This window comes from Ruegeria sp. CE8 (assembly GCF_056537465.1).
In genome coordinates this window covers 30,516-55,324 of sequence record NZ_JBQFRP010000012.1, presented here as the reverse complement: position 1 = coordinate 55,324, position 24,809 = coordinate 30,516, and the positions used below count along the sequence as shown (strand labels likewise).

Sequence of the window (24,809 nt, the reverse complement as noted above, 5' to 3'; positions counted from 1 at the left end):
CCAATTACAGCAATGCGTAGAAAGCTGACTTTGCAAAGTCTCGCGCTCGGCCCGTAGGCGAGGAACACCAACTGGCAAATTCCTGCCGGGGAATAAGCTGGGCTCTTTTCATAACCCGCAAGATCGCCTTAAAACTCCGCAACCCCAAAAACCGGCAATGTAGTTTCTTGCAAAACAGCGACAGCAAAACGAATACGAAACGGCCGCGGCTGCCCGGTACAGCTCGCGCGGCGTTTGCGATGGGGCTTTATGCTCTTGTATCTGCCTGCGCTCAGGGCTCAAACGACGTGGATCTCGATCCAGAACGTCAGGCCATGGCGTTGCGCGAAGTCTCACAAAAACAGGCTCGAGGGCAAAGGGTGTGGTGTGTACCCTACGCACGTAACCTCAGTGGTATCGAAATTCGCGGAAACGCCAAGGACTGGTGGGGCAAGGCGCGCAGTACATTTGAGCGGGGTAGTGAACCTGTTGTCGGTGCGGTCATGTCATTTAGAGCAACCCGAGGGATGCCCCTTGGGCACGTGGCCGTCGTATCCGATGTTATCACCGACAGGGAAGTCATCGTGAACCACGCCAATTGGCACCGCAACAAGGTATCATTGAAAATGGGCGTTAAGGATGTATCCAAAAACAATGATTGGACGCTTGTCCGGGTCGAAAGCCATCCGGGCCGGTATGGCAGTTTCTACCCGGTGAACGGGTTCATTTATCCCAAAGTCGACGGTTAGCCTTAATCATTTATGTGTCGCATCCTAAGCACATCCGGCGGATGCGTCACAAGCGACCCTTTTTTCGGAAACAAAGTAAATACACCAGCCCCCTGCATATGGAACAAGTGTGGCGGTGCTCACTCGCATATCAGAAAGCGCAAAGCCTGACCTTGAATGTCAGGTTTCGGCTACGAAGTTGCCATCGGAGCCGCGGCAATCCAACGTCCGCAAAGTCCGCTTAGCGGACATCTTGGTACCACAAAAATAACAACGCCCCGCGTCTGGAGGAACGCGGGGCGTATGGTGCGATAATCCAGAGAGGAACGATTATCGCGGCGCGGTGATCGACCGCCTTAGTTCACGGCTTTGGCGTCGACCACGTCTTTTTCAATGGCCTTGGCCGAAGTGATCTCGATCCGGCGCGGCTTCAGTGCTTCGGGCACTTCGCGCTTCAGGTCGATATTCAGCATGCCGTTTTCGTGGCTCGCGCCGGTGACGCGCACGTGATCGGCCAGCGCAAAGCGGCGTTCGAACGCGCGGGTGGCGATGCCACGGTGCAGATAGCTGCGCGCTTTGTCCTCGGCGGCTTTCTTGCCAGCGACGACCAGCGAGTTTTCCTTTACTTCGACCGACAGGTCATTTTCCGAAAAACCGGCGACAGCCACAGAGATACGATAGGTGTCGGCATCGGTTTTCTCGATGTTATACGGCGGATAGCTGGGCTGAGCCCCGTCATTTGTCAGAACGCGATCCATCATGTCGGCGATCTGGTCGAAACCAACGGTGGCGCGGTGCAGCGGTGCAAAATCAAAAGTGCGCATGTGTCATATCCTCATATCAGAGCGATGTACGTTTTGCCCTCCGTTCGGACGGGCGATGAGTTGTGCCAGGCCCCGTTTGTGGCGACCCGGTACAGTTCACATGGGTAGCGAATTGAGTGAGTTCAACCCCCGCCGGAGCTGATGAATTTGGCACCTGTATTCGACTTGCCCGAACCGACCTGCAAACGGCGGATTGTCGCCTGTGGGCGGGGCGCATCACGCCGCAAATCTGACTTAAGTTCAGACACTATTTCGGCCAATTCCATCCCATATCCGACTTTCCTGCGGCCATCCGTTCCCACGGCTGAGACAACGGACAGAATTTGCCAGCGTGGTCCGTTTTTGGTCAGAATGGCCGACCCGGACGACCCGAACGTGACATCGCAGTTAAAGCTGATGATCCCCTGTGCGCGTTGCAGGATTTTGCAGGACCTTTGACGCGTAATCGCCTCTGCCCGCCCCCGCCCATAGGACGCAACACTGATTTCATTACCTGAGACCACCCGACCACTGTGCAAGGCAAAAGGATCGGCGATGGAATAGGGGATCGGCTCTTCCAGACGCATCAGAGCCACATCAACGCGAACGCGCGGGGCCGACACAGGTCCGTTCGCGACAAAATCAGGGTGGGCCGCAATCTGGATGACTTTGCGGTCAGCCAATGAGTTGCCGTTGCTCAGTCCAGCGCGGAATGTCACCTTTCCCGGGGGGTATGGCTTGCCTGTGGCCTTGTCCAGGGCACAGTGTGCTGCCGTCAAAACCAGATCCTGCGCAATCAGGGTGCCGGTGCAAAACCCCTGTTCGCCAATGTCCAGACGTCCGACTGCCTCCCAACCATAAAGGTCGTCGCGATCCGTCAGCTTGCGCTTGACGCCTTGGGCATATGTGGCTGACGCAGAAATCGAAAGAAATAAAAGAATGTTCAGAAAAAAACGCATCATGGTTTGATGAACCTAGCTCCTATGTTCCGTCTCGTCCCGCTCTGCGACGTGGACGCACCAAATCCGCGGCCGGCGGACAATTCAGCCTGCAACAGTTCCAGAGCGTTCTCGACTGCAGTGCCGACAGCGACACGCTGCCCGTTGTATTCAGCCTTGGCCGCGACCACCGAAACGATGCGCGGCCGGTCGCCTTCAAAGGAAAACACAGGGGCACCCGAGGACCCGAACTCAACGTCACAGGACAGGATCAGAACGTTGGACCTTCGGGTCATGACCGAGCACACTTCCTGCAGCGACGGGGCCTCAGCCCGGTCCTGAGCGTAAGAAACAACACCGACCTCAGCGCCGCGCGCGGGGCGCTTTCCGGTCTCAAACGGGATCACCGTCGTGTTCCGGATCGGTTGCCACAGCTCGATCAGCGCGATGTCATTGTAAACGCGTGAGGCTGTGGCCTCGGTGCTGTACTCATAGTCGGGGTGGATGACGGCTTGACGCGCGGCACGATAGGCCGACGCGCGCCCAAGGCGCCAAGCGGCCAGAAACTCGACCTCGGACAGATCAACCCGCTGCCCCGTGACCTTGTCAAAAAGGCAATGGGCGGCCGTCAGAACAAGGGTAGGCGAAATTAATGTTCCCGTACAAAAACCCGCACCATTCTTGATATCCAGCCGACCGACGGCCATCCAAGCACGACCAGCATCGGTGGTATCCAGACTTTTCAGCCCGGTATCCTGGGCTGCGGCGGCCATTGGCATCAAAGCCAGCGCCAATGCTATGATCCAGTTTCGCAAATGGCTCTCCGGCTTTGCTGTTGGCATATCTTCATACGCCCAGCGTGCGGCGAAAATAGGGCGATCTTGCCATGGCCGAGTTCGCCCGGAGTCTGATGCGCGAACGCATCAGCCCCCGTTACTTTAAGATCGGAACCTGTGAAGTGTGCCTTTGCTCGTGCATCGCCTGAGGCACAGGACCCCCGGTTGCCCAATCCAACAACTCGACCGTGTGCAAAATGGGCAGGCTAGTGCCCGAGCCAATCTGCATCATGCACCCAATATTGCCCGCAGCGATCACATCCGGGTTCTTCGCCTCAAGCGTTTTGACCTTGCGCTGCTTCAGCTTGCCCGAGATCTCAGGCTGCATCAGGTTGTAAGTTCCCGCGCTGCCGCAACACAGATGGCTGTCCGCGGGCTCAACCACAGTGAAACCGGCCTGCTTCAAAAGGGTTTTGGGGTGGGATTTGATTTTCTGACCGTGCTGCAATGAGCAAGCAGCATGGTATGCCACTGTCATTTCTTTGTCTTTGCCCTCGGGCAGGCCCAGCTGCACAAGTAACTCGCTGATATCCATCGCAATCGATGAGACCCGAGCGGCGTCCTCGGCCAATGGGTCATTTCGGAACATATGGCCATAATCTTTGACCGTAGTGCCGCAGCCCGACGTGTTAATGACGATCGCGTCAAGCCCGTCGCCCTCCATTTCTGCAGCCCAGGCTCTGATATTGGCTTCAGCGGCTTTGTGACTTTCGCTGGTTTTGCCCATGTGATGGGTCAGTGCACCACAGCACCCGGCCCCGTCGGCCACCACGACCTCGCATCCCATGCGCGTCAGCAAACGGATTGTCGCGTCGTTGATGTCGGTGTTCAGCGCCTTTTGCGCGCATCCGGTCATAAGCGCCACACGTTTGATACGCGGACCATCGGGTGCGAAAGTTTGCGGGTCGTCATTTCGACTGACCGGAGGGATATGTTTCGGTGCCATGTCCAACATCGCGCGCAGTCGTGCGTCCGGCATCAAGAAACGGAACGGTCGACCCAGCTTGGCCCCGATCAGGGCCCAGCGGAATCGCATCGGATAGGGCAGGATCTGCGCCAAGACCCAGCGCAATGCGCGATCCGTGAACGGGCGTTTGTAGTTTTCTTCGATGTATTCCCGCGCGTGATCGACCAGATGCATATAGTGCACGCCCGAAGGGCATGTGGTCATGCACGCCAGACAGGACAGACAACGGTCGATATGCTTGACTGTTTTCTCATCCGGGACACGCTCGTTCTCCAGCATATCCTTGATCAAGTAGATGCGCCCTCGTGGGCTGTCCAGCTCATCCCCCAGCACCTGATAAGTTGGGCACGTAGCGGTACAGAACCCACAATGCACGCAGCTGCGCAGGATCTCATTTGACCGCTGGATCGCCGGGTCTTGCAGCTGTTTTTCGGTGAACGTCGTCTGCATCGGCCTACCCCATCAGTCCCGGATTGAACAAACCGCGCGGATCAAATCTCTGCCGTAGCCCCTTTGTTAGAGCCGAAATACCTGCGGATTCCGGTTGGAACCGGCCCAGGCGCACCACCGCCTCAGCGTCGGCCCGCACAATCGTCGCATGGCCATCAAATTCACCCACGCGCGCGCGTACATCAGTTCCATGCGGCACGAGAGCCCAGATCAGTCCCCCTCCCCAATCGAACAACGCCCGGTCTGCCCGGATGCGCGCCGCAACTTCAGGAGCATCTGTAGGTTTGACTGAAATCCGCCACACATCGCCGTCCTGATCATGGAATGCGGCGGCATCGCGAATTGCTGTCCAAAGCAAGTCGGACTGCGCGACATCGGAAACATCACCGAAATCGGACAGCGCGGATGTCAGTTGCTTGGATCTGTAGGCGACCGAATCCGCGAACCCTTCAAGACGCAACAAGGCACAGCCGGTCTTCTGATCATAGGCGGCACCGTTCACCTCGAAAGGGGATTTGAGCGCCGCGGAGAGGACCTGAATTCCCACGGTTGCGTCCGGTACTTGAATGGACAGGGTTGCGCGAGAGTCGGGTTTCGGCAGCACCTTCAACGACACTTCGGTCAGAACGCCCAAGGTTCCCCATGACCCCGCCATGAGTTTCACAAGATCGTACCCGGTCACGTTCTTCATCACCCGACCGCCATTCTTGACGATCTGCCCCATACCGTTGACGTATCGCACACCCAACAGAAAGTCGCGACATGCGCCCGCCTGTATGCGCCGCGGACCTGAGATGTTTGCCGCGACAACTCCTCCGATCGTCGGCGTGCCATTGGTTCCCAACAAACCCCGATGATCCATCGGCTCAAACGCCAATTGCTGACCCTCGGCTTCCAAGGCGGCTTCGATCTCAGACACTGGTGTTCCAGCTTGCGCCACAAGCGTCAGTGCGCCGGGCTCATAGAGCGTGATGCCGCTCAGCCCGCTGGCCTCAATCGCATTGTCCGGCCCGGCGATGCCCCGGGTACCGCCTCCGGCAATACGCACAGGTTCCTTCAGCCCGGCCACCATCTCGGCCAGTTCGGCTTCTGTCTCAGGTCTCATGGCAATTCTTCTTTGTTAGAGCCAATTATTCCGCAGCAATCCGCGCTTCACGACGAGCCTCGGACGCGTCCAGCGGGAATACCTTAGCGGGGTTCAGCAACCAGTTCGGGTCGAACGCATCCTTGACCGCCATCTGCGCCTCAAGATCCACAGGCGCGTATTGATGGGACATCAGATCCCGCTTTTCGATGCCGACGCCGTGCTCACCAGTCAGACAACCACCAACATCAACGCAGAGTTTCAGGATATCAGCCCCGAACGCTTCGCATTTCTCAAGATCACCCGGTTTGTTGGCATCGAACAGGATCAGCGGGTGCATGTTGCCGTCGCCTGCGTGGAACACATTGCCAACCGGCAGACCGTATTCCTTGCTCATCTCGCCGATCCGGCGCAGGACCACTGGCAGCGACGACACCGGGATCGTGCCATCCAGACACATGTAGTCGTTCAACTGTCCCATCGCACCAAAGGCCGACTTACGCCCCAGCCAGATTTTTGCGCTTTCTTCGACTGACTGGCTTTCGCGCAGTTCAACCGGGTTGTGGCGCTTGGCGATCTCAATGATCTTTGCCAGTTGATAGTCGATCTCGGCCTCGGACCCTTCAACCTCAACAATCAAAAGCGCAGTGCAATCGGGATAACCCGCATGGGCGAAATTTTCGCAGGCCTGGATGCAAAGAGTATCCATGAACTCGATCGCCACAGGCAGAATTCCTGACTTGATGATATCGGATACACATTGGCCCGCGACCTCATTGTCATCAAAGCCCATAAGCACGGGTCGTGCACCTTCGGGTTTGCGTAGAATTCGCAGAGTAGCCTCGGTCACCACGCCCAATTGGCCTTCGGAACCGCAAATGACGGCCAGAAGGTCCAACTTGCCCGCATCCAGATGTGCGCCGCCGATTTCAATGATGCTGCCATCCATCATGACCATCTTCACACCCAACAGGTTGTTGGTGGTCACGCCGTATTTCAGACAATGTGCCCCGCCCGAATTCATGGCGATGTTCCCAGCGATGGCGCAAGCCAGTTGCGACGACGGGTCAGGGGCGTAAAAGAAATCATACTCCTCGACCGCGCCGGTCACACTCAGATTGGTGCGGCCCGCCTGTACGCGGATGAAACGGTTGTCGTAATCGACCTCCAGCACCTCATTCATCCGGGCGATCCCCAAAATGACGCAATCCGCCGTTGGCAACGCCCCGCCCGCCAGCGAGGTGCCGGAACCACGCGGTACAACGGGCACGCCTTCTTCATTGCAGATCCGCAAAATGTCCGAGACCTCTTGCGTGGTCGATGGCAGAACTGCCAGCATCGGAGGACATTTGTACGCCGTCAGCGCATCGCATTCATATGCGCGCGTCTCGGACGGCTCGTGAATCACCGCGTCTTCGGGCAAGACTTGCAACAAACGCTGTAGAACCGCGGCCTTGCGGCGCAGGACGTCAGGATTTGGCGTTGGCATTTCCATGGCTGATCCTCCATTTGGTAAAATAATATTACCAATTTACCCATCTGGCAAGTTCCGATCCCCGCCCCTAATGTCGCGGGTATGACGTGGATTGACCGGGCACAATTGTTTTCAACACTGGATTATACAGCCATCGCCGCCTTGCTGGCCGCTTGGCTGTGGATCGGTTGGCGGATTGAGAATCCGTCGCCGGCCAAGAAATCCGTCACAATGATGATGGATGACTATCGTCGCGACTGGATGCGGGAAATGGTCACCCGGCAACCCCGAATGTTCGATGCACAAGTGGTGGCAGCCATGCGACAAGGCAGCACGTTTTTTGCCTCGACAACGATGATCGCCATCGGGGGCGGGCTGGCCCTGCTGGGCAATACGGAACGTCTGGCCGGGGTTGCCAACGATCCGGCCATCGGCCGCGCACCGGCCATGGTGTGGGAGATCAAGATCCTGATCATCATCCTGTTTCTGGCCAATGCATTTCTGAAGTACGTTTGGGCCCACCGCTTGTTTGGGTACTGCGCGGTTCTTATGGCCGCCGTCCCAAATGATCCTTCGGATCCGCTAGCCTATCCACGCGCGTCTCAGGCTGCCGAGATTTGCGTCACCGCGGCGCGCAGTTTTAATCGCGGATTGCGCGCGACCTATTTCGCGCTGGCGTCCGTGGCATGGATTCTGGGGCCGGTCGCGCTGTTGCTGGGCACAATTGTCACATTTGGCGTCCTGTATCGGCGCGAGTTTGCCTCGCACTCGCGCCAGATCCTGCTATCCCAACCGCGTGACACGGATTCGTGATCGCGATGCGGCCGGCGAAACCCTAAAGTCGCCGCATGCGTTATTTGATTCTCAGCCTTCTTCTGGCCAGTCAGGCCCTTGCCGATCCCTCAATAATTGAAGACGTTGCCGCAAACCAAAGTGGCGACACATGGCGATTCGATGTCACGATCCGTCATCCCGATACGGGCTGGGATCATTATGCAGACGGCTGGCGGGTGCTGGACATGGACGGGAACGAATTGGGCATGCGCGTGCTTCACCACCCGCATGAGAACGAGCAGCCTTTCACTCGGTCGCTGACAGGAGTCATGATCCCCGAAGGCGCAACACAGGTCCAGATCCAGGCGCGATGCAGTGTCGACGGCTGGGGTGATAACATGACCATTGTCACCCTGAACTGATCCTCAGAACACACCCAAGGTCAGGCCCGCACCCAGCGCTGCACCAATGTCACGGCATTGATCCAGTTGATCCTGCGGGATGATCTTCTCGGCCAGTATAGCTTCGGGCGTCTGCGCATGAGTGCAGATGATCAATGGAGGCTGCACCTCTTTCAATCGCCAACCGGTCGCGATGCGCGCGGTTTGCCGGGCCGCGTTTTCGCCGTCCGACCCGGCGCATACCATCTGCGCATAGGGGCGCCCTTCGATCTTGCCCAACGCAGGGTAATAGCAGCGATCGAAAAACTCCTTCATTAGACCCGATATCGCCGCCAGATTCTCGGGCGCGCAGAAAATATAGCCATTGGCGGCCAGCAGGTCTTCGGGCGAGGTCTGATCTGCGGTTTTCAAAATCGTTTCCGCCTCATCCCCTGCCCCTGCCGCAGCAGCCTCGGCCATTTGCCGGGCGCCGCCGGTGCGCGAATGGTAGACGATCAAAAGCTGCGCCATGTCAGACCCGGTGGTAAGGACCGCCAGACAGGATCGTTGCGGCCCGGTAAAGTTGTTCAGCCAGCATCACACGGACAAGCATATGGGGCCAGACCATCGACCCGAATGAGATGGAAAAATCCGCCTCAGCCCTGAGGTTAGGGTCTATACCGTCGGCTCCGCCAATAATCAGCGCCAGATCCTGCCGCCCGGCATCTCGCCAACCACCCAGTTTTTTCGCAAAATCCGGCGAGGACATAACCCGCCCGCGTTCATCCAAAGTGCAGATCACCGCACCTTTGGGCAGCGCCTTTCGCAACAGCGCGGCCTCGGCCCCCATGCCTGCGTTTTTCTTGTCTTCGACCTCGATCACGCGTGCGGGACCAAGGCCCAGCGCGCGGCCGGTCCGTTCAAATCGTGTCAGATAATCGTCAAGCAGGGTCTTCTCCGGTCCGGAACGCAATCGCCCGACCGCACAAATGCTTATACGCATATTTCTCTCGCCGCCGACCTGTTAATGCAGGCCGGGATGGCGCCTCAGTTGGCTGAGGCGCTGCCGCCCTGAGGCAACCACATCTTTTCCAGCTGATAGAATTCACGCACTTCGGGGCGGAAGATATGGACGATCACGTCGCCCGTATCGATCAGCACCCAGTCGCCGGCGTCCTTGCCTTCGACCTTCGAGGTGAAACCGAATTCCTGCTTGATGCGATCCGTCAGCTTTTCCGCCATGGCCGAGACCTGACGGGTCGACCGACCTGAGGCAATCACCATGTGATCCGCAACCGAGGATTTGCCCTGCAGGTTGATCTGCACGACGTCTTCGGCCTTGTCATCGGAAAGTGAGGAAAGGATGCGTTCAAGCAGCTTGTCGCTGATTGACTGAGAGTGGGCCATTACATTGGCCCGGTCATCGGCGGGCAAACCCGCCTGGGTATGTAGAGACAGGACATAGTCCTCCTTTGCTGCGCGCCGCCAAACCCCGGCGCAGGGGTACTAATAAGGTAACAAGCGGATTGCAACATTTCAATGAACGGGCGTTTTGGGAGCCAGACGGGCGCTCACTCTTTGGCGATCTGTTGCGAGTCTGCGCCGTCGGCCAACAATCGAACCTCGCGCTGCGGGAAGGGAATCGAGATGTTTTCGGCTTTGAACGCATCCCAAAGAGCCAGATAGACATTACCCCGGATATTGGTCAGACCCTTGGTCGGGTCGCTGATCCAGAACCGCAGGACATAATCCACGCTGCTGTCGCCAAACCCGGTGATGTGGCAAACCGGTTCATGCGTCCCGCCGCTGAGAACGCGTTGCACCGATTTGACCGCCCGGATCGCCGTGGCCCGCACCTGATGCGGGTCGTCGTCATAACTGGTGCCAAAATCCAGATCCAATCGCACATAACGATCCGAATGTGACCAGTTCACCACCTGATTGGTGATCAGATCTTCGTTCGGGATCAGATATTCGCGCCCGTCCCGTGTCACGACCGAGACGTACCGCGCCCCCAGCGCGTTGATCCATCCGAAGGTGTCACCCAGCGAGATCACGTCGCCGGGTTTGATAGATCGGTCCATCAGGATGATGATCCCGGAAATCAGGTTCGAGACCACCTTTTGCAGCCCAAAACCGATACCCACGCCGATGGCACCCGATAGAAGCGCTATGCCTGTCAGGTCGAAACCAAGGGTTCGAATGGCAGCCAGAAACACCGCGCCATACAGTAAAACCTGAATGCCTTTGGCCAACAGGACCTGCATTGATGGGGTGATGTCATCGTTGTTCATCAGCCCGCGCTCGGCGGCGCGAGTGCCAAGACGGGCCAGAGTCAACAGGACACCGATCAGCAAAATGGCCTTGAGAATGCCCAGCGCCGAGATGTGCAGATCACCGATGGATATCGCCACACCATCCAGGAAACCGGCCACGTCATCGGTCAGATTCAGCGCAATCAGCGTTGCATAGACCCACATCGCCCATTTGAAGATTCGCCTCAGGGTGCGGTTCCGCACCAGCCGCGCCACCAGCGCAATCGCCAGCCATGCAACAGCCAGAGTTGCGATCACACCAATGATATAGCTGCGCGACGGCCACGTAACATGCTGCATGATCAGGTAGAGTGACCAGGACATGACCACGAAATAGACCAGCGTCAGACGCCGCATCAGCTGGACCAGAATGCGCAGACGCCATTTGGGCCAGCCTGTGCGTGCGCGTGCCCATGCGTCCCAACGCCCTTGTGTCATCAGCTTCAGGATGTAGGCCAGCGCCCACAGAAACAGAACAATGATCAGCTGGTATTGCCTCCAGCCCGGCGTGACGATCAGTTCGACCAGATTTCCCAATTGCAAGGAAAACCCCGCAACCATGTTGTCGTAGAGATCTGCGAGGGAACTGGGGATAAGGTCTTGGTTCATGAACATCTCCTGCGGGCCAGCTTGGACAGCGTTGCCCTCGGATGCAACCTGGACGCAGGATTGAACCTTGATTGACGCGAAAGCCCGATATATCTGAGGCGCATGAGACTCAATCTGGCCCCAGCTCCGACGTTGCAAGACCGCACGCGCCTGCGTGAACGGTTCTTTGGGGCCGCCCGCACGGTTCTGGCACGCCTATAATCGGCGTCCAGCCACTCGCCAGCTATTTCTCATTTACATACGGGAGAGGACCGATGTCCCCCAAAACACTCTATGACAAGATCTGGGATGCCCATGTCGCGCACGAAGCCGATGATGGCACCTGCCTGCTTTATATCGACCGCCACCTGGTGCACGAAGTCACCAGCCCGCAGGCGTTCGAAGGCCTGCGCATGGCGGGCCGCAAAGTACGCGCCCCGGAAAAGACCATCGCCGTTCCGGACCACAACGTTCCGACGACGCCGGACCGCGTAAACGGGATCGAAAACCCCGAATCGCGCATTCAGGTCGAAGCGCTGGACAAGAACGCCAAGGATTTCGGCATTCACTATTATCCGGTGAATGACGTCCGTCAGGGCATCGTGCACATCGTCGGCCCGGAACAGGGCTGGACCCTGCCGGGCATGACAGTCGTCTGCGGCGACAGCCACACTGCCACGCACGGCGCGTTTGGCGCACTGGCCCACGGCATCGGTACGTCTGAGGTTGAGCATGTTCTGGCAACCCAGACCCTGATCCAGAAGAAGTCCAAGAACATGAAGGTGGAAATCACCGGCAAATTGCAGCCGGGCGTGACCGCCAAGGATATCACTCTGGCCGTGATCGGTGAGACCGGCACGGCTGGCGGCACCGGCTATGTCATCGAATATTGCGGTGAAGCGATCTGCGATCTGTCGATGGAAGGCCGCATGACCGTCTGCAACATGGCCATCGAAGGTGGCGCCCGCGCTGGTCTGATCGCGCCGGACGAAACCACCTTTGAGTATGTCAAAGGTCGCCCGCATGCGCCGAAAGGTGCCCAGTGGGAAGCGGCTCTGAACTGGTGGAAAACGCTCTTCACCGACGAAGACGCCCATTTCGACAAGGTCATCACCTTGCGTGGCGAAGACATCGCGCCGGTCGTAACTTGGGGCACCAGCCCCGAGGACGTTCTGCCGATCACCGCGACCGTGCCGAACCCGGAAGATTTCGAAGGCGGCAAGGTCGATGCGGCCCGCCGGTCGATCGAATACATGGGTCTGGAAGCCGGACAAAAGCTGAGCGACGTAGAAATCGACACCGTCTTCATCGGCTCGTGCACCAATGGCCGTATCGAAGACCTGCGTGCTGCAGCCGAGATCCTGAAAGGCAAAAAGATCAAGGACGGCATGCGTGCCATGGTCGTACCCGGCTCCGGTCTCGTCCGCGCTCAGGCCGAAGAGGAAGGTCTGGCCGACATCTTCAAAGAGGCCGGTTTCGAATGGCGTCTGGCAGGTTGTTCGATGTGTCTGGCCATGAACCCCGATCAGTTGCAGCCGGGTGAGCGCTGTGCCGCAACCTCGAACCGTAACTTCGAGGGTCGCCAGGGCCGGGGCGGACGCACCCATCTGCTGAGCCCGGCGATGGCTGCCGCAGCGGCAATCACAGGACGGCTGACAGACGTCCGTGAATTGATGTAAGGTCTCCTCATATCTAGATATTTGAGGGAGAGACTGAAATGAGTGATTGGGTCAAATGGCTCTTGTTGGGGCTGCTGTCTATCGCGTTTGGCATCTTTGTGCTGGGCGCGCCGGTGGTGGCTTCAATCGCGGTGACGCTGGTGACCGGTGTGTTGCTGCTGATCTCGGGCGTATTGCAAGTTGTAGGCGGGTTCACCGTTGAGGGAACCGGCAACAAGATTCTGTCATTCATCATGGGTGCCGTGATGCTGTTTCTGGGTTGGAACTTCATGTCCCAGCCGCTTGAAGGAACCGTCACTCTGGCGATCGTCATGCTGATCCTGTTCATGGCAGGCGGCATCGCGCGGGTCATCCTGTCGTTCCAGATGCGCGGAACGCAGTTTTTCTGGCCGACGATGATCTCGGGCATCTTGTCGATCGTCCTTGCAGCTATCATCTGGACCTATGTGGGAAGTGAACCCGCAGTGCTGATGAGCATTCTGGGAATCTTCCTGGGCATCGAGATGCTGTTCAACGGGTTCGGATTGGTCTTCATGGCGTTCTTCGTCAAGAACGCACCCAACGACGCAACAACTGAAGCAAAACAAGCTTAAACGCGGGGCTAGGGGTCGGCCCTCTCCCGCAGGAGTGTGAACATGGAAAAGTTTGAAAAAGTCCACGGGGTGGCCGCCCCAATGCCGCTGATCAATATCGACACCGATATGATCATTCCCAAGGTACACCTGAAGACCATCAAACGGTCCGGCCTTGGCGTCGTTCTGTTTGACGAAATGCGCTATCACGACGACGGGCAGGAGAATGAAGAGTTCGTCCTGAACAAACCCGCCTATCGCCAGACAGAGATCTTGGTCGCGGGCGATAACTTCGGCTGCGGCTCGTCGCGCGAACACGCGCCATGGGCGATCAAGGATTTTGGCATCAAGGTCGTGATCTCGACCAGCTTTGCCGACATCTTCTTTAACAACTGCTTCAAGAACGGCATCCTGCCCATCGTGGTCGAGGAAGAACACCACGCGGTTCTGATGGAAGACGCGCATAAGGGCGAAAACGCCCGCATGACCGTGCATCTGGAAGATCAGCAGATCACCACGTCGGATGGCGTCGTGATCGCGTTCGACATCGACCCTCATCGTAAGCACTGCCTGCTGAACGGTCTGGACGATATCGGTCTGACGATGGAGAAAGACCACCACATCGACAAGTTCGAGGATCACGCAAGCCAGGCCCGCCCCTGGGTGTGATTCCAAGCACGAATCTTTGGATACTCAACTTATCGGGGTCGCTTCGGCGGCCCCGCTCGCATTCTTGGGGTTTTGTTTTCAGCAACCACAACATGTAGTGAATGACCCCTGATGCACGTCGAATTTGCGACACAAATGATGCAAAGGCGCACCAGTTTCGCCATCATTTTGCCCGAAATCACGTGTTTTCTGCACCTTGGCTTGAGCGGAATGCCGCTTATCGTCAGTGTTGGCGCTAAGAGAGGCGCCCGTCGAAAAAAGAATGTCGGGCACAAGTTGGGACGAAACCGTCAAAGAAGCGGTCAATCCGGTTTGAAAGGGTTTGGATAGTGATTGCGCGCACAACAGGGGCGGCGATTCGGGGATTGTTGGTCGCACTCATGGTGCTGACACCCGCGTTGTACCTGCCTGTAACGTCTACGAATGGGACCGAGATCGTCGTCTTTCTCGCCATTCTCGCGTTCTTCCTGACGTTTGCGGAATACAACTCTGCCTTTCCCAGCTTTATCGAATTTCGCGACGCGCCCCCAGTGAACCGTTTGCGTTTTGTGGGGCTGATGTCGATGATCACGTTCCTGACGCTGATCTGCAAAAACGCATATGCGCCGACGACTCTGACAGCAACTTTCTATTCGGTCGGTCTGGGCGTCGCCAATGTGGTCGACTTCCCGTATTCGCCCGTTCGGCTGATCATCCTGATGCTGCCCGCCGACGCAAGCGCGCCTTTGATCGAACTCGTTCGCATTTCCGCCAGTGTCGCTTACGTCGCCGCGCTGGTTACCATAGGCAGCTTTGTATATGCGGTGAAAGTGCGGGGCTGGCCCACGGGGAATGGCGCCTTCAATGTCTGGACCAATCTGCCGCTGTTTGACCCGACCAAGGGTGGAGATGTGGTAACGCGCCTGCAGCGTGACGGACGCCTGAACATCTCAATCGGAATTCTGCTGCCGTTCCTGATTCCGGCCCTGATCAAGTTGCTGACCGATTACGCGGACCCGATTTCGCTAAGCAATCCTCAGACCCTGATCTGGACCCTGAGCGCATGGGCCTTCCTTCCTGCCAGCATGATCATGCGCGGTATCGCGACCCTGCGGATTGCGAACCTGATCGTCGAAAAACGGCGGGCCTATTCCACAGCCGAGAACACACAGACCGCATGATCCGCATCCTTGTCCTGCTGCTGTTGCCCGTATTGGCGCAAGCAGAGACGGTGCGCGTTGCCACCTACAACACAGAACTCAGCCGCGACGGGCCGGGCTTGTTGCTCCGCGACATTCGCCGCGAAGACGCTCAGGTGATGGCGGTCGTTGATGTTGTGGTGGCTGCGCACCCCGATATTATCGCCCTGCAAGGCATCGACTGGGATTTGGATGGCCTAACCCTTTCGGCACTGGCCGACCGGCTGCGGGAAAATGGTGTCGACTACCCATACCAATTTGCGAACCAGCCGAACTCGGGCTTGGAAACCGAGTTGGATCTGGATGGAGACGGCCGCACCCACGGCCCGGGCGACGCACAAGGCTGGGGCCGTTTCACCGGGCAGAACGGCCTGGCTGTGTTGTCGCGCTATCCCATCGCCATGCAAGAGGCGCAGGACTTCTCGACGGTGCTATGGCGGGAGTTACCCGGCGCAGAACTACCCGTAACCGACGCAGGCCCCTACCCGTCTGAACAGGCGCAAAGCATTCAGCGTTTGTCTTCTGTGGCGCATTGGGTTTTACCTATCGACACTCCGGTCGGGCCGCTCGATCTGATGACCTTTCACGCCGCGCCGCCGGTGTTTGACGGGCCAGAGGACCGCAATGGCCTCAGAAACAAAGACGAGCTTCGCCTGTGGTCCGCTGTGCTGGATGGCAAACTTGGGCCCGGACGCAAAGGCCCCTTCGTAATCGCCGGGGACGCTAATCTGGACCCGACGCGCGGTGATGGGCGCAAGGAGGCAATCCTGGAATTGTTAGCCGATCAACGCCTGCAGGACCCGAAGCCCGCAGACCCCAATGGCAAGCTGACGACAGTAGTTTGGAAAAGCGTCGGTCCGATGCGGGTAGATTACGTGCTGCCCTCCACGCATTGGACAGTGGTCGAAGCCGGGGTGTACTGGCCCGCCGCAGGCACGAAAGAGCGCGAAACCGCCGAATCCGCCAGCCGCCACCGACTTGTGTGGGTTGATCTGGCAGGGAACTAGCGCTTCGACACGCTGTAAAATGGCCCTAGAATCCAGGCTTGCGCAATTTTCAGCGCCGGAACAGAGCTTCTGAGACATAAACTGAAATTTCCCAGCAAACAGTCGGATTCGTCTCATTGACCCGATGCCGCGCAGGCGCTAGGGCCTGTGCTGTAAAACGCAAGGAGATCCTTCATGTCCAACCCCTCGCTCCTCATCCTGCCCGGAGACGGAATTGGCCCCGAAGTCATGGCCGAAGTGCGCAGAGTCATCGACTGGTTCGGTGCAAAACGTGGCCTGGAATTCGACGTGAGCGAGGATCTGGTCGGGGGTGCGGCCTACGACGCGCACGGCAAGCCCTTGTCGGACGAAACCATGGCCAAGGCGCAAGAGGTCGATGCGGTTCTTCTGGGTGCCGTTGGCGGCCCGAAATACGACGATCTGGATTTCAGCCTCAAGCCCGAGCGTGGCCTGCTGCGCCTGCGCAAGGAAATGGACCTGTATTCCAATCTGCGCCCGGCGCAGTGCTTTGACGCGCTGGCCGATTTCTCATCGCTGAAAAAAGACATCGTTGCCGGTCTCGACATCATGATCGTGCGCGAGCTGACCTCGGGCGTCTATTTCGGCGAGCCGCGCGGCATCTTCGAAGAAGGTAACGAACGCGTCGGCATCAACACCCAGCGCTATACCGAGTCCGAAATTGAACGCGCCGCGCGCTCGGCCTTTGAGCTGGCAATGCGCCGGAACAAAAAGCTGTGCTCGATGGAGAAAGCCAACGTGATGGAATCGGGCATTCTGTGGCGCGAGGTCGTTGACCGTGTTGCCAAGGAATACCCCGAGGTCGAGCTGAGCCATATGTATGCCGATAACGGCGCCATGCAGCTGGTGCGCGCACCCAAGCAGTTTGACGTCATCCTGACCGACAACCTGTTTGGCGACATCCTGTCCGACTGTGCCGCGATGCTGACCGGTTCGCTGGGTATGCTGCCTTCGGCCTCGCTGGGCGCTCCGATGGCCAATGGCCGTCCCAAGGCGATGTACGAGCCGGTCCACGGGTCGGCCCCGGACATTTCGGGTCAGGGCAAGGCCAACCCGATCGCCTGCATTCTCAGCTTTGCGATGGCGCTGCGCTATAGCTTTGATCAAGGCGAGGAAGCAGATCGTCTGGAAGCCGCGATCGAAAAGGTTCTGGCCGATGGTGTCCGCACCGGCGATCTGCTGGCTGATGAAGGAGTCCAGCCGGTCTCGACCTCGGAGATGGGCGATGCGATTCTGGCGGCCCTCGACGAAAGCCTCTGACTAAATCCCCATTCAATTGAAAAGGCGGTGCACAGTGCACCGCCTTTTTTTCGCCTGTTCAGTTCCCGAAGATATTGTTCAACAGGTTGTTTATAGCCCGGTCCAACCCGGTTTGTTTCTTGCGCCGTTGTTGCTGCGGCTGCGCCGTTCGTACCGGGGGTTCAGGTGCCATCATCGGCAATGGGGTGGGCGTCATACCCTCGGTCACGCGCAGCATGGTTTCTTTCCAGATTTCAGCCGGCAACCCGCCTCCGGTCACGCCGGACAGCGGGGTATTGTCGTCATACCCCATCCAGACACCCGTCACGTAATCCGCCGTAAATCCAATGAACCAGGCGTCCCGGGCAGCCTGAGTGGTTCCGGTCTTACCCGCCACCTGCCATCCGGGCAGTTGCGCGCGCCCACCGGTTCCTTGAGACACCACACGTTCCATCATCCAGGTCAGCTGCTTGGCCGCGTTATCGTTGATGACCCGCTCGCCGATACCGCTTGTGGTAACCATCATTGGTGTTTCGTCGCCCAGCAGTTTCAGCTCGGACAAACCATAGGGTTCAACGGCCGACCCTCCGTTCAGGATACCGGCATAAGCACCCGTCATCTCGATCAGCGTGCTTTCCGACGCGCCCAGCGCTAACGCCGGACCCTCGGCCAGATCACTTTCAATGCCGAATTCGCTGGCAACTGTGCGGACATTATCCAAACCGGCGATTTCGGCCACTTTGACGGCCGGAATGTTCAGCGAGTTTTTCAGCGCATCCGCCAATGTGACCCGACCATAGTACTTGTTGGTATAGTTCTTGGGGCACCACTGGCCCGAGCCGGGTATGTCCCAGCATGTGGGCTCATCCACAACAATATCCAGCGGCGAATAGCCCAGTTCCAGCGCCGTCGCGTAGACAAACGGCTTGAAGGAGGACCCGGTCTGCCGCAAAGCCTGCGTCGCCCGGTTGAACGCGCCAGACACCCGCGTCTTGCGCCCGCCGACCATCGCGCGAACAGCGCCGTCCGCAGACATCACGACGATGGCGGCCTGCGCCTTGGATCCTTCACGCACCTTTTCTTGAAAGATGTACTGCAGGGCCTCTTCCGCCGATTTCTGCAGGCGTTGATCAAGTGTAGTCTTGATCACCACATCATCCGTTGTATCCGAGCCAAAGAAACTGGGCAGCTCGGTGATGACCCAATCGGCAAAATAGCCTCCTGCCCGCGCAGCTGCGGCCTCGGACAGTTGCGCCGGTTTACTGCGCGCACTGCTGGCCTGCGAGGCTGTCAGATAGCCCTGCGCCTCCATCAGCCCGATCACCAGTTGCGCCCGATCCTGAGACCGTTTGAGGTTATTCGTTGGGGCATACCGTGTGGGGGCCACCAGCAGACCGGCCAGCATGGCGGCCTGTGACGGGCTTACCTCGGCTGCCGAGATACCGAAATAGCGTTGGCTGGCCGCTTCGAACCCGCGCGCACCGGCACCCAGGAACGCCCGGTTCAGATAGATGGTCAGGATTTCATCCTTGGAGTATTTCACCTCCATCGCCATCGCATAGACCGCTTCCTTGGCCTTGCGCCACAAGGAGCCCTGACGGCAATCCGCTTCATACGCGGCCTCGGAGTCCCATTCGCCGGGTATGTAAGGCACGCCCAGACACAACAGTTTGGCCGTCTGCTGTGTGATGGTCGAACCGCCATGGCCCGACAATGGACCACGCCCTTCGCTCAGGTTGATGCGCACCGCGCTTGCGACGCCGCGCGGACTGACGCCGAAATGCCGGTAGAACCGCTTGTCCTCTGTCGCGACGACCGCGTTCTTCAGATGGCGCGAGACGGTATCCGCCGTGATGACGCCGCCAAACTGGTCACCGCGCCAGGCAAAGACCTTGCCATCGCGATCCAGCAGAGTCACCGATCCGCGCGCGCGCCCATCCAACAGAGCGTCGACATCGGGCAGGCTGGAATAGACAACGCCCACAGCCAGCGCCAGCAACAAAGCGGCCACTGCGCCCATGCGCCAGGTCACACCCCAGATCACCCGCCAGACCCAACGGAAAAGGCGGCGGAAGAAACCACCGCCACTGCCACCACCAGAGGTTTTGCGTGTTTTCTTTCGCGTAGATTTGCGCGTTGCCGTTTTTCGAGCCGTCGCCTTTTTGCCAGCGGGCTTTGCGGCACGCTTTGTTGCCGTGGGTTTGCGCCCCTTCGAAGGGTATCTTTTGTCCGCAACAAGCGGTGTCTTGCGGCGCCTGGACTCAGTCATGCTCAAACTCTGCCCGGTTATCATTTTGACGCACCATACCCTGCCACAGACATGAAGTAGAGGTATGATTTTCCCCTAAACACCCTCCATACTCCGCCCGCTTTTTAGGCAGAAGTGTTTTTTTGTGCAAAAATTGTGCACCTAAGCTCTGTTTTCCCCTGCGTCCTGTCCCCCATGCCGTTCCTTAACACGGTCAGGCGCGCTCTTTTTCTGCAGGTGCAAACAAACCGGGCAGACCGGGGAAGCAGAGGGGAAAGACGTGAAACTGATCATTGCGACAATCAAGCCGTTCAAGCTGGAGGAGGTGCGTGAGGCACTGACCGACGCGGGCGTGCGCGGCATGATGGTGACCGAAATCAAGGGCTTCGGCTCGCAATCCGGTCACACGGAAATCTATCGCGGCGCCGAATACGCCGTGAACTTTGTACCCAAGATCAAGCTGGAAATCGTGGTGCCCGCCACGATGGCCGACCAGATCGTCGAAACCATCACCAAAACCGCCAAGACCGGCAAGATCGGTGACGGCAAGATTTTCGTCCTCGATGTCGAGCAGGCCCTGCGCGTACGGACCGGGGAAACGAACGAAGAGGCGCTCTAAGTGCCGCCACTCACAACCATTCGAGGAAGTCACATGAACCTGATGAAATCTCTCATCCCTGCCGCCGCGCTTGTCGCGCTGCCGCAGATGGGCCTTGCGCAAGAGGCCGCCGCTGGTGAAACTGCGCAGCACACGCAATACATCCTGACCTCGCTGCTGTTTCTGGTCGGCGGCTTCCTGGTGTTCTGGATGGCCGCGGGCTTTGCCATGCTCGAGGCCGGTCTGGTACGCTCCAAGAACGTGGCCATGCAGCTGATCAAGAACATGGGCCTGTTTTCGTTTGCCGCCATCATGTACTGGCTGGTCGGTTTCAACCTGATGTATCCGGGCGATGGCTGGACCATCACAGGCGTTCTTGGCGCATTCTCGCCAACATCTCTGGAACCCGTTGGTCTCGACGGCGTCGAGACCGATCTGTCCTACGCTTCGGTAGGCTCGGATTTCTTCTTTCAGTTAATGTTCTGTGCGACCACCGCGTCGATCGTTTCGGGCACTGTGGCCGAGCGGATCAAACTGTGGCCCTTCTTCATCTTCGTAATCGTCCTGACCGGCATCATCTACCCGATCGAAGCGTCCTGGCAGTGGGGCGGCGGCTGGTTGTCCGAAATGGGCTTCAGCGACTTCGCAGGCTCAACCCTGGTGCACGCCGCTGGTGGTTTCGCAGCGCTGGCAGGTGCCATAGTTCTGGGCCCGCGTATCGGCAAGTACAACAAAGAGGGCAAGGTTGTTCCGATCCCCGGCTCGAATCTGGCGCTGGCAACCCTGGGTACGTTTATCCTGTGGCTGGGCTGGTTCGGCTTTAACGGCGGCTCGCAGCTTGCGATGGGCACCATTGGTGACATGGCCGACATCAGCCGCATCTTCGCGAACACCAACATGGCCGCCGCAGCGGGTGCCGTTGCCGCGCTGATCCTGACACAGCTGATGTATGGCAAGGTCGACCTCACCATGGTTCTGAACGGCGCGCTGGCCGGTCTGGTGTCAATCACCGCCGAGCCGCTGGCCCCGTCGCTGTTCCAGGCGCTGATCATCGGTGCCGTGGGTGGCGTGATCGTCGTCCTGACCGTTCCGATGTTGGACCGCATGAAGATCGACGACGTCGTCGGTGCCATCCCGGTTCACCTGATCGCAGGCTTCTGGGGTACTTTCATCGTGGCATGGACCAACGGGGACGCGTCCTTCGTGACGCAGATCATCGGCTTCGCAGCGATCGGTATCTTTGTCTTCGTGGTCAGCTTCATCCTCTTCTCGATCCTGAAGGCAACGGTTGGCCTGCGGGTTGGCGAGGAAGAAGAGATCAACGGCCTGGATATGGGCGAGCTGGGTATGGAAGCGTATCCTGAGTTCTCCAAGGGATAAAACCGGAGTAAACCACTCGAGAGGCCGGGCGTTCGCGCCCGGCTTTTTCTTTTCTGATAATACATCCTGTGGAAAAAGTCGTCTGTTTAGGTTCTGATCTTCAAAACCAGTGAATTCCAAGACTCCTCGCATTTATATGACAAAATCAACAGGCACACCGCGGTTACGGATGTCCCGCCTTCGCGACATCGGCTGGAAGCTATGGGACCCCATTGGACTGCTGGGGCCTGAAGACAACTGGCAGGACGAGGAATGCGCGCCGTTCGCTGACGAATACGACACATATCTGCAAAAGGCCGCGGGAATGCTGCACAGGGGAGAAGAGCGCCGAAAAGTTGTCGACTATCTTGTTCAAATTGAAGCGGTGCATATGGGTTTGGGAGAAAGAAAGAGCTCCCGCAAGCAAGCCGAAGACGTGGTGAACGCAATCCTCGGCGACAAAGAGCTTTGGACCCAGAGATCACAAATAACCTGATTGAACCTGTCGTTCACACTTCAGAAAAAAGAGCCGCGCTGGGTAGCGCGGCTATCTGTCATTTTGCCAATAGTACTCAGACACCTACATCGACAATCGCCTTGGCCAGAATCGGCACGGTGTTTGCATTCAGCCCGGCAATGTTCAAACGGCTGTCGCCGACCATGTAGATGCCGTGATCGGCGCGCAGCTGCTCGACCAGGTCAGGGGCCGCCCCCAGACGCGAGAACATGCCACGGTGCTGGGCGATAAAGCCGAAACGGTCAGACCCGCTGAGGCGTTGCAGCTCGTCGGCCAGTTGCTGACGCAGACCCAGCATGGACAGGCGGATCTCTTCCAGTTCAGCCTTCCAATCGGCGCGCAGGGCGTCGTCGTTCAGGATCGTGGTCACAACGCGGGCACCGTGATCGGGCGGGAAGGAATAGTTCTGGCGGTTTAAGAACGCCAAAGTCGCCTGGTTCAGAGCCGTCTGTTCCGCATCGTCGCTGATCGCCATCAGCAGGCCGGTACGCTCGCGGTAAACGCCAAAATTCTTCGAGCACGACGCTGCAATCAAGCAGCGCTTGACCGACGAGGCCACCAGACGGGTTGCCTGCGCGTCTTCCTCGAGTCCGTCGCCGAAGCCCTGATAGGCGATGTCGATCATTGCCACGAGGCCGCGCTCGTTGATAAGATTCACGACCTCCTGCCACTGCACCATGTTCAGGTTGGCCCCGGTCGGGTTGTGGCAGCAGCCATGCAGCAGAACCACATCGCCCGCTTTGGCGGTCTTCAGGTCCTCGATCATGCCATCAAAATCGACGCCACGGGTTTCACCGTCAAAGTAACGATACTGGACCGTCTCCATACCCAGGTAGTTCAGGATCGACAGGTGGTTGGGCCAGGTTGGGTTCGACACGAAAACGCGGGCCGAAGGGTTGGCCATGCGGATCATCTCGAACGCCTGACGGCAAGCACCGGTTCCGCCGGGCGTTGCCACGGCAGCGATGTTTCCGCGCGGCACAGATGTGCCCAGGATCAGGCCAATCATCGCGTCGGCATAGGCAGGATCGCCCGCCAGGCCGGTATAGGCCTTGGATTCCTGCTCTTCGAGAATACGCTTCTCGGCCGCTTTCACCGCACGCATCACCGGGGTCACGCCCTCGGCATTCTTGTAGACGCCAACACCCAGATCGATTTTCTGATCGCGCGGGTCTTCGCGGTACGCCTGCATCAGCGCCAGGATCTTGTCGGCGGGCTGCGGTTTGAGGTTTTCGAACATCAGTTCTCTCCGGTTGCGACGGGCAGGGTCGGGAAGGCACCCCATTCAGCCCAGGAGCCGTCATAAAGCGAGTGGTCTTTCTTGCCCATGCGTTCAAGCGCAAGGCTGAGGATCGCAGCCGTCACGCCCGATCCGCACGAAGTAATGGCTGGCTTGGACAGGTCCACACCGGCGGCCTCAAATACGGCACGGCAATCGTCGGGCGATTTCATCGTGCCGTTCTTGTTCAAAAGGTTTCCAAATGGCACGTTGCGCGAGCCCGGAATGTGACCCGAACGCAGGCCTTCTCGCGGTTCGGTCCCGGTTCCGGCAAAGCGGTCGGCCGCGCGCGCGTCAATGATCTCGTGATCTGCCAGCTTGGCAGCAGCAGAAACCTGCGTGACATCGCGGACCAGGTGATTCTGAACCCGCACGGTCATGTGGCGGTCGCGGATCACGGGCGGAAGATCCTCGATCTCGCGCCCTTCAGCCTGCCACTTGGGCAGACCGCCGTCCAGAACGGCGATGTTTTCCTGCCCCATCAGGCGGAACAACCACCAGACCCGCGCCGCTGACATCAGCCCGGCGCCGTCATAGACCACGACCTGATGGCCATCGCCCACGCCCATTGCCCGCAGGCGCGACATGAACTTTTCTACCGGCGGCGCCATATGCGGCAGATCCGAGCGGTGATCGGAAATCTCGTCGATGTCAAAGAACCGCGCTCCGGGGATGTGGGCCGTGTCATATTCGGCCTTTGCGTTACGTCCCTGCTGCGGCAAATACCACGACCCGTCCAGCACCCGCAGATCCGGGTCCTTGAGATGGGCGGCAAGCCATTCGGTAGAAACGAGGGTTTTCGGATCGTCCTGCATCAAAGCCTCCCCTAAACGCGCTTGGTTTTTCCCTATACGCGCGCGCTTTAGGGTTCAAGGCTGGATAAGATGTTGTACCGCAAACGGACGCGTCTTGACCGGAAAAACAGAAAATTCCCGCCTTGGGCGCGAAGGCGCAAGCCGTTCAGGATCACCACGGGGGCTTGCCAAACAGGGAACAGATCGACCTCAATCCGCGCAACGCTTGGGAAAGCGCAGTCCGGAATTAGTTCAGACGATGAAATTTGCGCTATTTTATTCGTATTTCGATTCTTAAACACAGTCCCACACTCCGGTGAACCTCGCAAAATTGCC

General features: G+C 58.4%; 25 protein-coding genes. 12 read left to right on the top strand and 13 right to left on the bottom strand.

Annotation, left to right across the window (positions count from 1 at the left end; genetic code table 11):
• The first annotated feature begins 239 nt into the window (after positions 1-239).
• A complete protein-coding gene (locus tag ACR0AA_RS17985; RefSeq protein WP_480665488.1) occupies positions 240-728 on the top strand; it encodes a CHAP domain-containing protein in 489 nt (162 codons plus the stop codon).
• A gap of 335 nt (positions 729-1,063) precedes the next feature.
• Here ACR0AA_RS17985 and ACR0AA_RS17980 read toward each other — a convergent pair whose 3' ends face one another.
• From ACR0AA_RS17980 to ACR0AA_RS17955, 6 genes are all read right to left on the bottom strand, one after another.
• A complete protein-coding gene (locus tag ACR0AA_RS17980; RefSeq protein WP_480665489.1) occupies positions 1,064-1,531 on the bottom strand; it encodes an Hsp20 family protein in 468 nt (155 codons plus the stop codon).
• Positions 1,532-1,653: 122 nt separating this feature from the next.
• Positions 1,654-2,472, bottom strand: coding sequence for a trypsin-like serine peptidase (locus ACR0AA_RS17975; RefSeq protein ID WP_480665490.1), 819 nt, complete (start codon positions 2,470-2,472; stop codon positions 1,654-1,656).
• Positions 2,469-3,290 (bottom strand): trypsin-like serine peptidase, encoded by an 822-nt coding sequence (locus ACR0AA_RS17970; RefSeq protein WP_480756552.1) that lies wholly within the window; start codon positions 3,288-3,290, stop codon positions 2,469-2,471. The genes ACR0AA_RS17975 and ACR0AA_RS17970 overlap by 4 nt, the downstream gene beginning before the upstream one ends.
• A 91-nt stretch (positions 3,291-3,381) precedes the next feature.
• Positions 3,382-4,701, bottom strand: coding sequence for a glycolate oxidase subunit GlcF (gene glcF, locus ACR0AA_RS17965; RefSeq protein WP_480756550.1), 1,320 nt, complete (start codon positions 4,699-4,701; stop codon positions 3,382-3,384).
• A gap of 4 nt (positions 4,702-4,705) precedes the next feature.
• Positions 4,706-5,806, bottom strand: a complete 1,101-nt coding sequence (locus ACR0AA_RS17960) for an FAD-binding protein (RefSeq protein ID WP_480665493.1) — start codon at positions 5,804-5,806, stop codon at positions 4,706-4,708.
• A gap of 25 nt (positions 5,807-5,831) precedes the next feature.
• Complete coding sequence (locus ACR0AA_RS17955) at positions 5,832-7,280, bottom strand: FAD-linked oxidase C-terminal domain-containing protein (protein WP_480665494.1); 1,449 nt, start codon at positions 7,278-7,280, stop codon at positions 5,832-5,834.
• A gap of 81 nt (positions 7,281-7,361) precedes the next feature.
• On the opposite strand from ACR0AA_RS17955, the gene ACR0AA_RS17950 reads away from it, so the two are divergent.
• The gene (locus tag ACR0AA_RS17950; RefSeq protein ID WP_480756548.1) at positions 7,362-8,072 is read left to right on the top strand and encodes a DUF599 domain-containing protein; all 711 of its coding nucleotides are present in this window, start codon (positions 7,362-7,364) and stop codon (positions 8,070-8,072) included.
• 35 nt (positions 8,073-8,107) lie between these two features.
• Positions 8,108-8,455: a hypothetical protein gene (locus ACR0AA_RS17945; RefSeq protein WP_480665496.1), complete on the top strand. Its 348-nt coding sequence runs from the start codon at positions 8,108-8,110 to the stop codon at positions 8,453-8,455.
• Between the two features lie 3 nt (positions 8,456-8,458).
• On the opposite strand, the gene ACR0AA_RS17940 is transcribed toward ACR0AA_RS17945, so the two are convergent.
• From ACR0AA_RS17940 to ACR0AA_RS17925, 4 genes are all read right to left on the bottom strand, one after another.
• A complete protein-coding gene (locus ACR0AA_RS17940; RefSeq protein ID WP_480665497.1) occupies positions 8,459-8,944 on the bottom strand; it encodes a flavodoxin family protein in 486 nt (161 codons plus the stop codon).
• A gap of 1 nt (position 8,945) precedes the next feature.
• The gene (gene rlmH, locus ACR0AA_RS17935) at positions 8,946-9,416 is read right to left on the bottom strand and encodes a 23S rRNA (pseudouridine(1915)-N(3))-methyltransferase RlmH (protein WP_480756545.1); all 471 of its coding nucleotides are present in this window, start codon (positions 9,414-9,416) and stop codon (positions 8,946-8,948) included.
• Between the two features lie 44 nt (positions 9,417-9,460).
• Positions 9,461-9,820 carry a ribosome silencing factor gene (rsfS, locus tag ACR0AA_RS17930; protein WP_058276550.1) on the bottom strand — a complete coding sequence of 120 codons (360 nt, stop codon included), beginning with the start codon at positions 9,818-9,820 and terminating at the stop codon, positions 9,461-9,463.
• A 164-nt stretch (positions 9,821-9,984) separates the two neighbouring features.
• Positions 9,985-11,337, bottom strand: a complete 1,353-nt coding sequence (locus ACR0AA_RS17925) for a mechanosensitive ion channel family protein (RefSeq protein WP_480665499.1) — start codon at positions 11,335-11,337, stop codon at positions 9,985-9,987.
• A 254-nt stretch (positions 11,338-11,591) separates the two neighbouring features.
• Here ACR0AA_RS17925 and leuC point away from each other — a divergent pair, with 254 nt between their 5' ends.
• The 6 genes from leuC to leuB all read left to right on the top strand — a co-directional run bounded on the left by leuC (position 11,592) and on the right by leuB (position 17,699).
• Entirely contained in the window at positions 11,592-12,995 is a 1,404-nt protein-coding gene (gene leuC / locus ACR0AA_RS17920) for a 3-isopropylmalate dehydratase large subunit (RefSeq protein ID WP_480756543.1), read from the top strand.
• 38 nt (positions 12,996-13,033) lie between these two features.
• Positions 13,034-13,588 (top strand): HdeD family acid-resistance protein, encoded by a 555-nt coding sequence (locus tag ACR0AA_RS17915; protein WP_480665501.1) that lies wholly within the window; start codon positions 13,034-13,036, stop codon positions 13,586-13,588.
• A gap of 42 nt (positions 13,589-13,630) precedes the next feature.
• Positions 13,631-14,236 (top strand): 3-isopropylmalate dehydratase small subunit, encoded by a 606-nt coding sequence (gene leuD / locus ACR0AA_RS17910; RefSeq protein WP_480756541.1) that lies wholly within the window; start codon positions 13,631-13,633, stop codon positions 14,234-14,236.
• Between the two features lie 329 nt (positions 14,237-14,565).
• The gene (locus ACR0AA_RS17905) at positions 14,566-15,396 is read left to right on the top strand and encodes a hypothetical protein (protein WP_480756539.1); all 831 of its coding nucleotides are present in this window, start codon (positions 14,566-14,568) and stop codon (positions 15,394-15,396) included.
• A complete protein-coding gene (locus ACR0AA_RS17900) occupies positions 15,393-16,421 on the top strand; it encodes an endonuclease/exonuclease/phosphatase family protein (protein WP_480665504.1) in 1,029 nt (342 codons plus the stop codon). The genes ACR0AA_RS17905 and ACR0AA_RS17900 overlap by 4 nt, the downstream gene beginning before the upstream one ends.
• A gap of 174 nt (positions 16,422-16,595) precedes the next feature.
• Positions 16,596-17,699 carry a 3-isopropylmalate dehydrogenase gene (leuB, locus tag ACR0AA_RS17895; RefSeq protein ID WP_480665505.1) on the top strand — a complete coding sequence of 368 codons (1,104 nt, stop codon included), beginning with the start codon at positions 16,596-16,598 and terminating at the stop codon, positions 17,697-17,699.
• A gap of 58 nt (positions 17,700-17,757) precedes the next feature.
• On the opposite strand, the gene ACR0AA_RS17890 is transcribed toward leuB, so the two are convergent.
• On the bottom strand, positions 17,758-19,947 hold the full coding sequence (locus ACR0AA_RS17890; protein ID WP_480665506.1) for a transglycosylase domain-containing protein: 2,190 nt from the start codon (positions 19,945-19,947) through the stop codon (positions 17,758-17,760).
• A gap of 259 nt (positions 19,948-20,206) precedes the next feature.
• On the opposite strand from ACR0AA_RS17890, the gene ACR0AA_RS17885 reads away from it, so the two are divergent.
• The 3 genes from ACR0AA_RS17885 to ACR0AA_RS17875 all read left to right on the top strand — a co-directional run bounded on the left by ACR0AA_RS17885 (position 20,207) and on the right by ACR0AA_RS17875 (position 22,379).
• Positions 20,207-20,545: a P-II family nitrogen regulator gene (locus ACR0AA_RS17885; RefSeq protein ID WP_170336579.1), complete on the top strand. Its 339-nt coding sequence runs from the start codon at positions 20,207-20,209 to the stop codon at positions 20,543-20,545.
• A 33-nt stretch (positions 20,546-20,578) separates the two neighbouring features.
• Complete coding sequence (locus ACR0AA_RS17880; RefSeq protein WP_480665507.1) at positions 20,579-21,904, top strand: ammonium transporter; 1,326 nt, start codon at positions 20,579-20,581, stop codon at positions 21,902-21,904.
• A gap of 169 nt (positions 21,905-22,073) precedes the next feature.
• Entirely contained in the window at positions 22,074-22,379 is a 306-nt protein-coding gene (locus tag ACR0AA_RS17875; RefSeq protein WP_480665508.1) for a hypothetical protein, read from the top strand.
• 76 nt (positions 22,380-22,455) lie between these two features.
• Here the strand turns inward: ACR0AA_RS17875 and ACR0AA_RS17870 are convergent, their stop codons facing one another.
• Positions 22,456-23,640 (bottom strand): amino acid aminotransferase, encoded by a 1,185-nt coding sequence (locus ACR0AA_RS17870; protein ID WP_480756535.1) that lies wholly within the window; start codon positions 23,638-23,640, stop codon positions 22,456-22,458.
• Entirely contained in the window at positions 23,640-24,494 is an 855-nt protein-coding gene (sseA, locus tag ACR0AA_RS17865; protein ID WP_480665510.1) for a 3-mercaptopyruvate sulfurtransferase, read from the bottom strand. The genes ACR0AA_RS17870 and sseA overlap by 1 nt, the downstream gene beginning before the upstream one ends.
• Positions 24,495-24,809 lie beyond the last annotated feature (315 nt).

Excerpts from the sequence above, each read along its gene's own strand:
- ACR0AA_RS17985 (WP_480665488.1), top strand. The coding sequence starts at position 240 with ATGGGGCTTTATGCTCTTGTATCTGCCTGCGCTCAGGGCTCAAACGAC.
- ACR0AA_RS17980 (WP_480665489.1), bottom strand. The coding sequence starts at position 1,531 with ATGCGCACTTTTGATTTTGCACCGCTGCACCGCGCCACCGTTGGTTTC.
- ACR0AA_RS17975 (WP_480665490.1), bottom strand. The coding sequence starts at position 2,472 with ATGATGCGTTTTTTTCTGAACATTCTTTTATTTCTTTCGATTTCTGCG.
- ACR0AA_RS17970 (WP_480756552.1), bottom strand. The coding sequence starts at position 3,290 with ATGCCAACAGCAAAGCCGGAGAGCCATTTGCGAAACTGGATCATAGCA.
- glcF (WP_480756550.1), bottom strand. The coding sequence starts at position 4,701 with ATGCAGACGACGTTCACCGAAAAACAGCTGCAAGACCCGGCGATCCAG.
- ACR0AA_RS17960 (WP_480665493.1), bottom strand. The coding sequence starts at position 5,806 with ATGAGACCTGAGACAGAAGCCGAACTGGCCGAGATGGTGGCCGGGCTG.
- ACR0AA_RS17955 (WP_480665494.1), bottom strand. The coding sequence starts at position 7,280 with ATGGAAATGCCAACGCCAAATCCTGACGTCCTGCGCCGCAAGGCCGCG.
- ACR0AA_RS17950 (WP_480756548.1), top strand. The coding sequence starts at position 7,362 with ATGACGTGGATTGACCGGGCACAATTGTTTTCAACACTGGATTATACA.
- ACR0AA_RS17945 (WP_480665496.1), top strand. The coding sequence starts at position 8,108 with ATGCGTTATTTGATTCTCAGCCTTCTTCTGGCCAGTCAGGCCCTTGCC.
- ACR0AA_RS17940 (WP_480665497.1), bottom strand. The coding sequence starts at position 8,944 with ATGGCGCAGCTTTTGATCGTCTACCATTCGCGCACCGGCGGCGCCCGG.
- rlmH (WP_480756545.1), bottom strand. The coding sequence starts at position 9,416 with ATGCGTATAAGCATTTGTGCGGTCGGGCGATTGCGTTCCGGACCGGAG.
- rsfS (WP_058276550.1), bottom strand. The coding sequence starts at position 9,820 with ATGGCCCACTCTCAGTCAATCAGCGACAAGCTGCTTGAACGCATCCTT.
- ACR0AA_RS17925 (WP_480665499.1), bottom strand. The coding sequence starts at position 11,337 with ATGAACCAAGACCTTATCCCCAGTTCCCTCGCAGATCTCTACGACAAC.
- leuC (WP_480756543.1), top strand. The coding sequence starts at position 11,592 with ATGTCCCCCAAAACACTCTATGACAAGATCTGGGATGCCCATGTCGCG.
- ACR0AA_RS17915 (WP_480665501.1), top strand. The coding sequence starts at position 13,034 with ATGAGTGATTGGGTCAAATGGCTCTTGTTGGGGCTGCTGTCTATCGCG.
- leuD (WP_480756541.1), top strand. The coding sequence starts at position 13,631 with ATGGAAAAGTTTGAAAAAGTCCACGGGGTGGCCGCCCCAATGCCGCTG.
- ACR0AA_RS17900 (WP_480665504.1), top strand. The coding sequence starts at position 15,393 with ATGATCCGCATCCTTGTCCTGCTGCTGTTGCCCGTATTGGCGCAAGCA.
- leuB (WP_480665505.1), top strand. The coding sequence starts at position 16,596 with ATGTCCAACCCCTCGCTCCTCATCCTGCCCGGAGACGGAATTGGCCCC.
- ACR0AA_RS17890 (WP_480665506.1), bottom strand. The coding sequence starts at position 19,947 with ATGACTGAGTCCAGGCGCCGCAAGACACCGCTTGTTGCGGACAAAAGA.
- ACR0AA_RS17880 (WP_480665507.1), top strand. The coding sequence starts at position 20,579 with ATGAACCTGATGAAATCTCTCATCCCTGCCGCCGCGCTTGTCGCGCTG.
- ACR0AA_RS17875 (WP_480665508.1), top strand. The coding sequence starts at position 22,074 with ATGTCCCGCCTTCGCGACATCGGCTGGAAGCTATGGGACCCCATTGGA.
- ACR0AA_RS17870 (WP_480756535.1), bottom strand. The coding sequence starts at position 23,640 with ATGTTCGAAAACCTCAAACCGCAGCCCGCCGACAAGATCCTGGCGCTG.
- sseA (WP_480665510.1), bottom strand. The coding sequence starts at position 24,494 with ATGCAGGACGATCCGAAAACCCTCGTTTCTACCGAATGGCTTGCCGCC.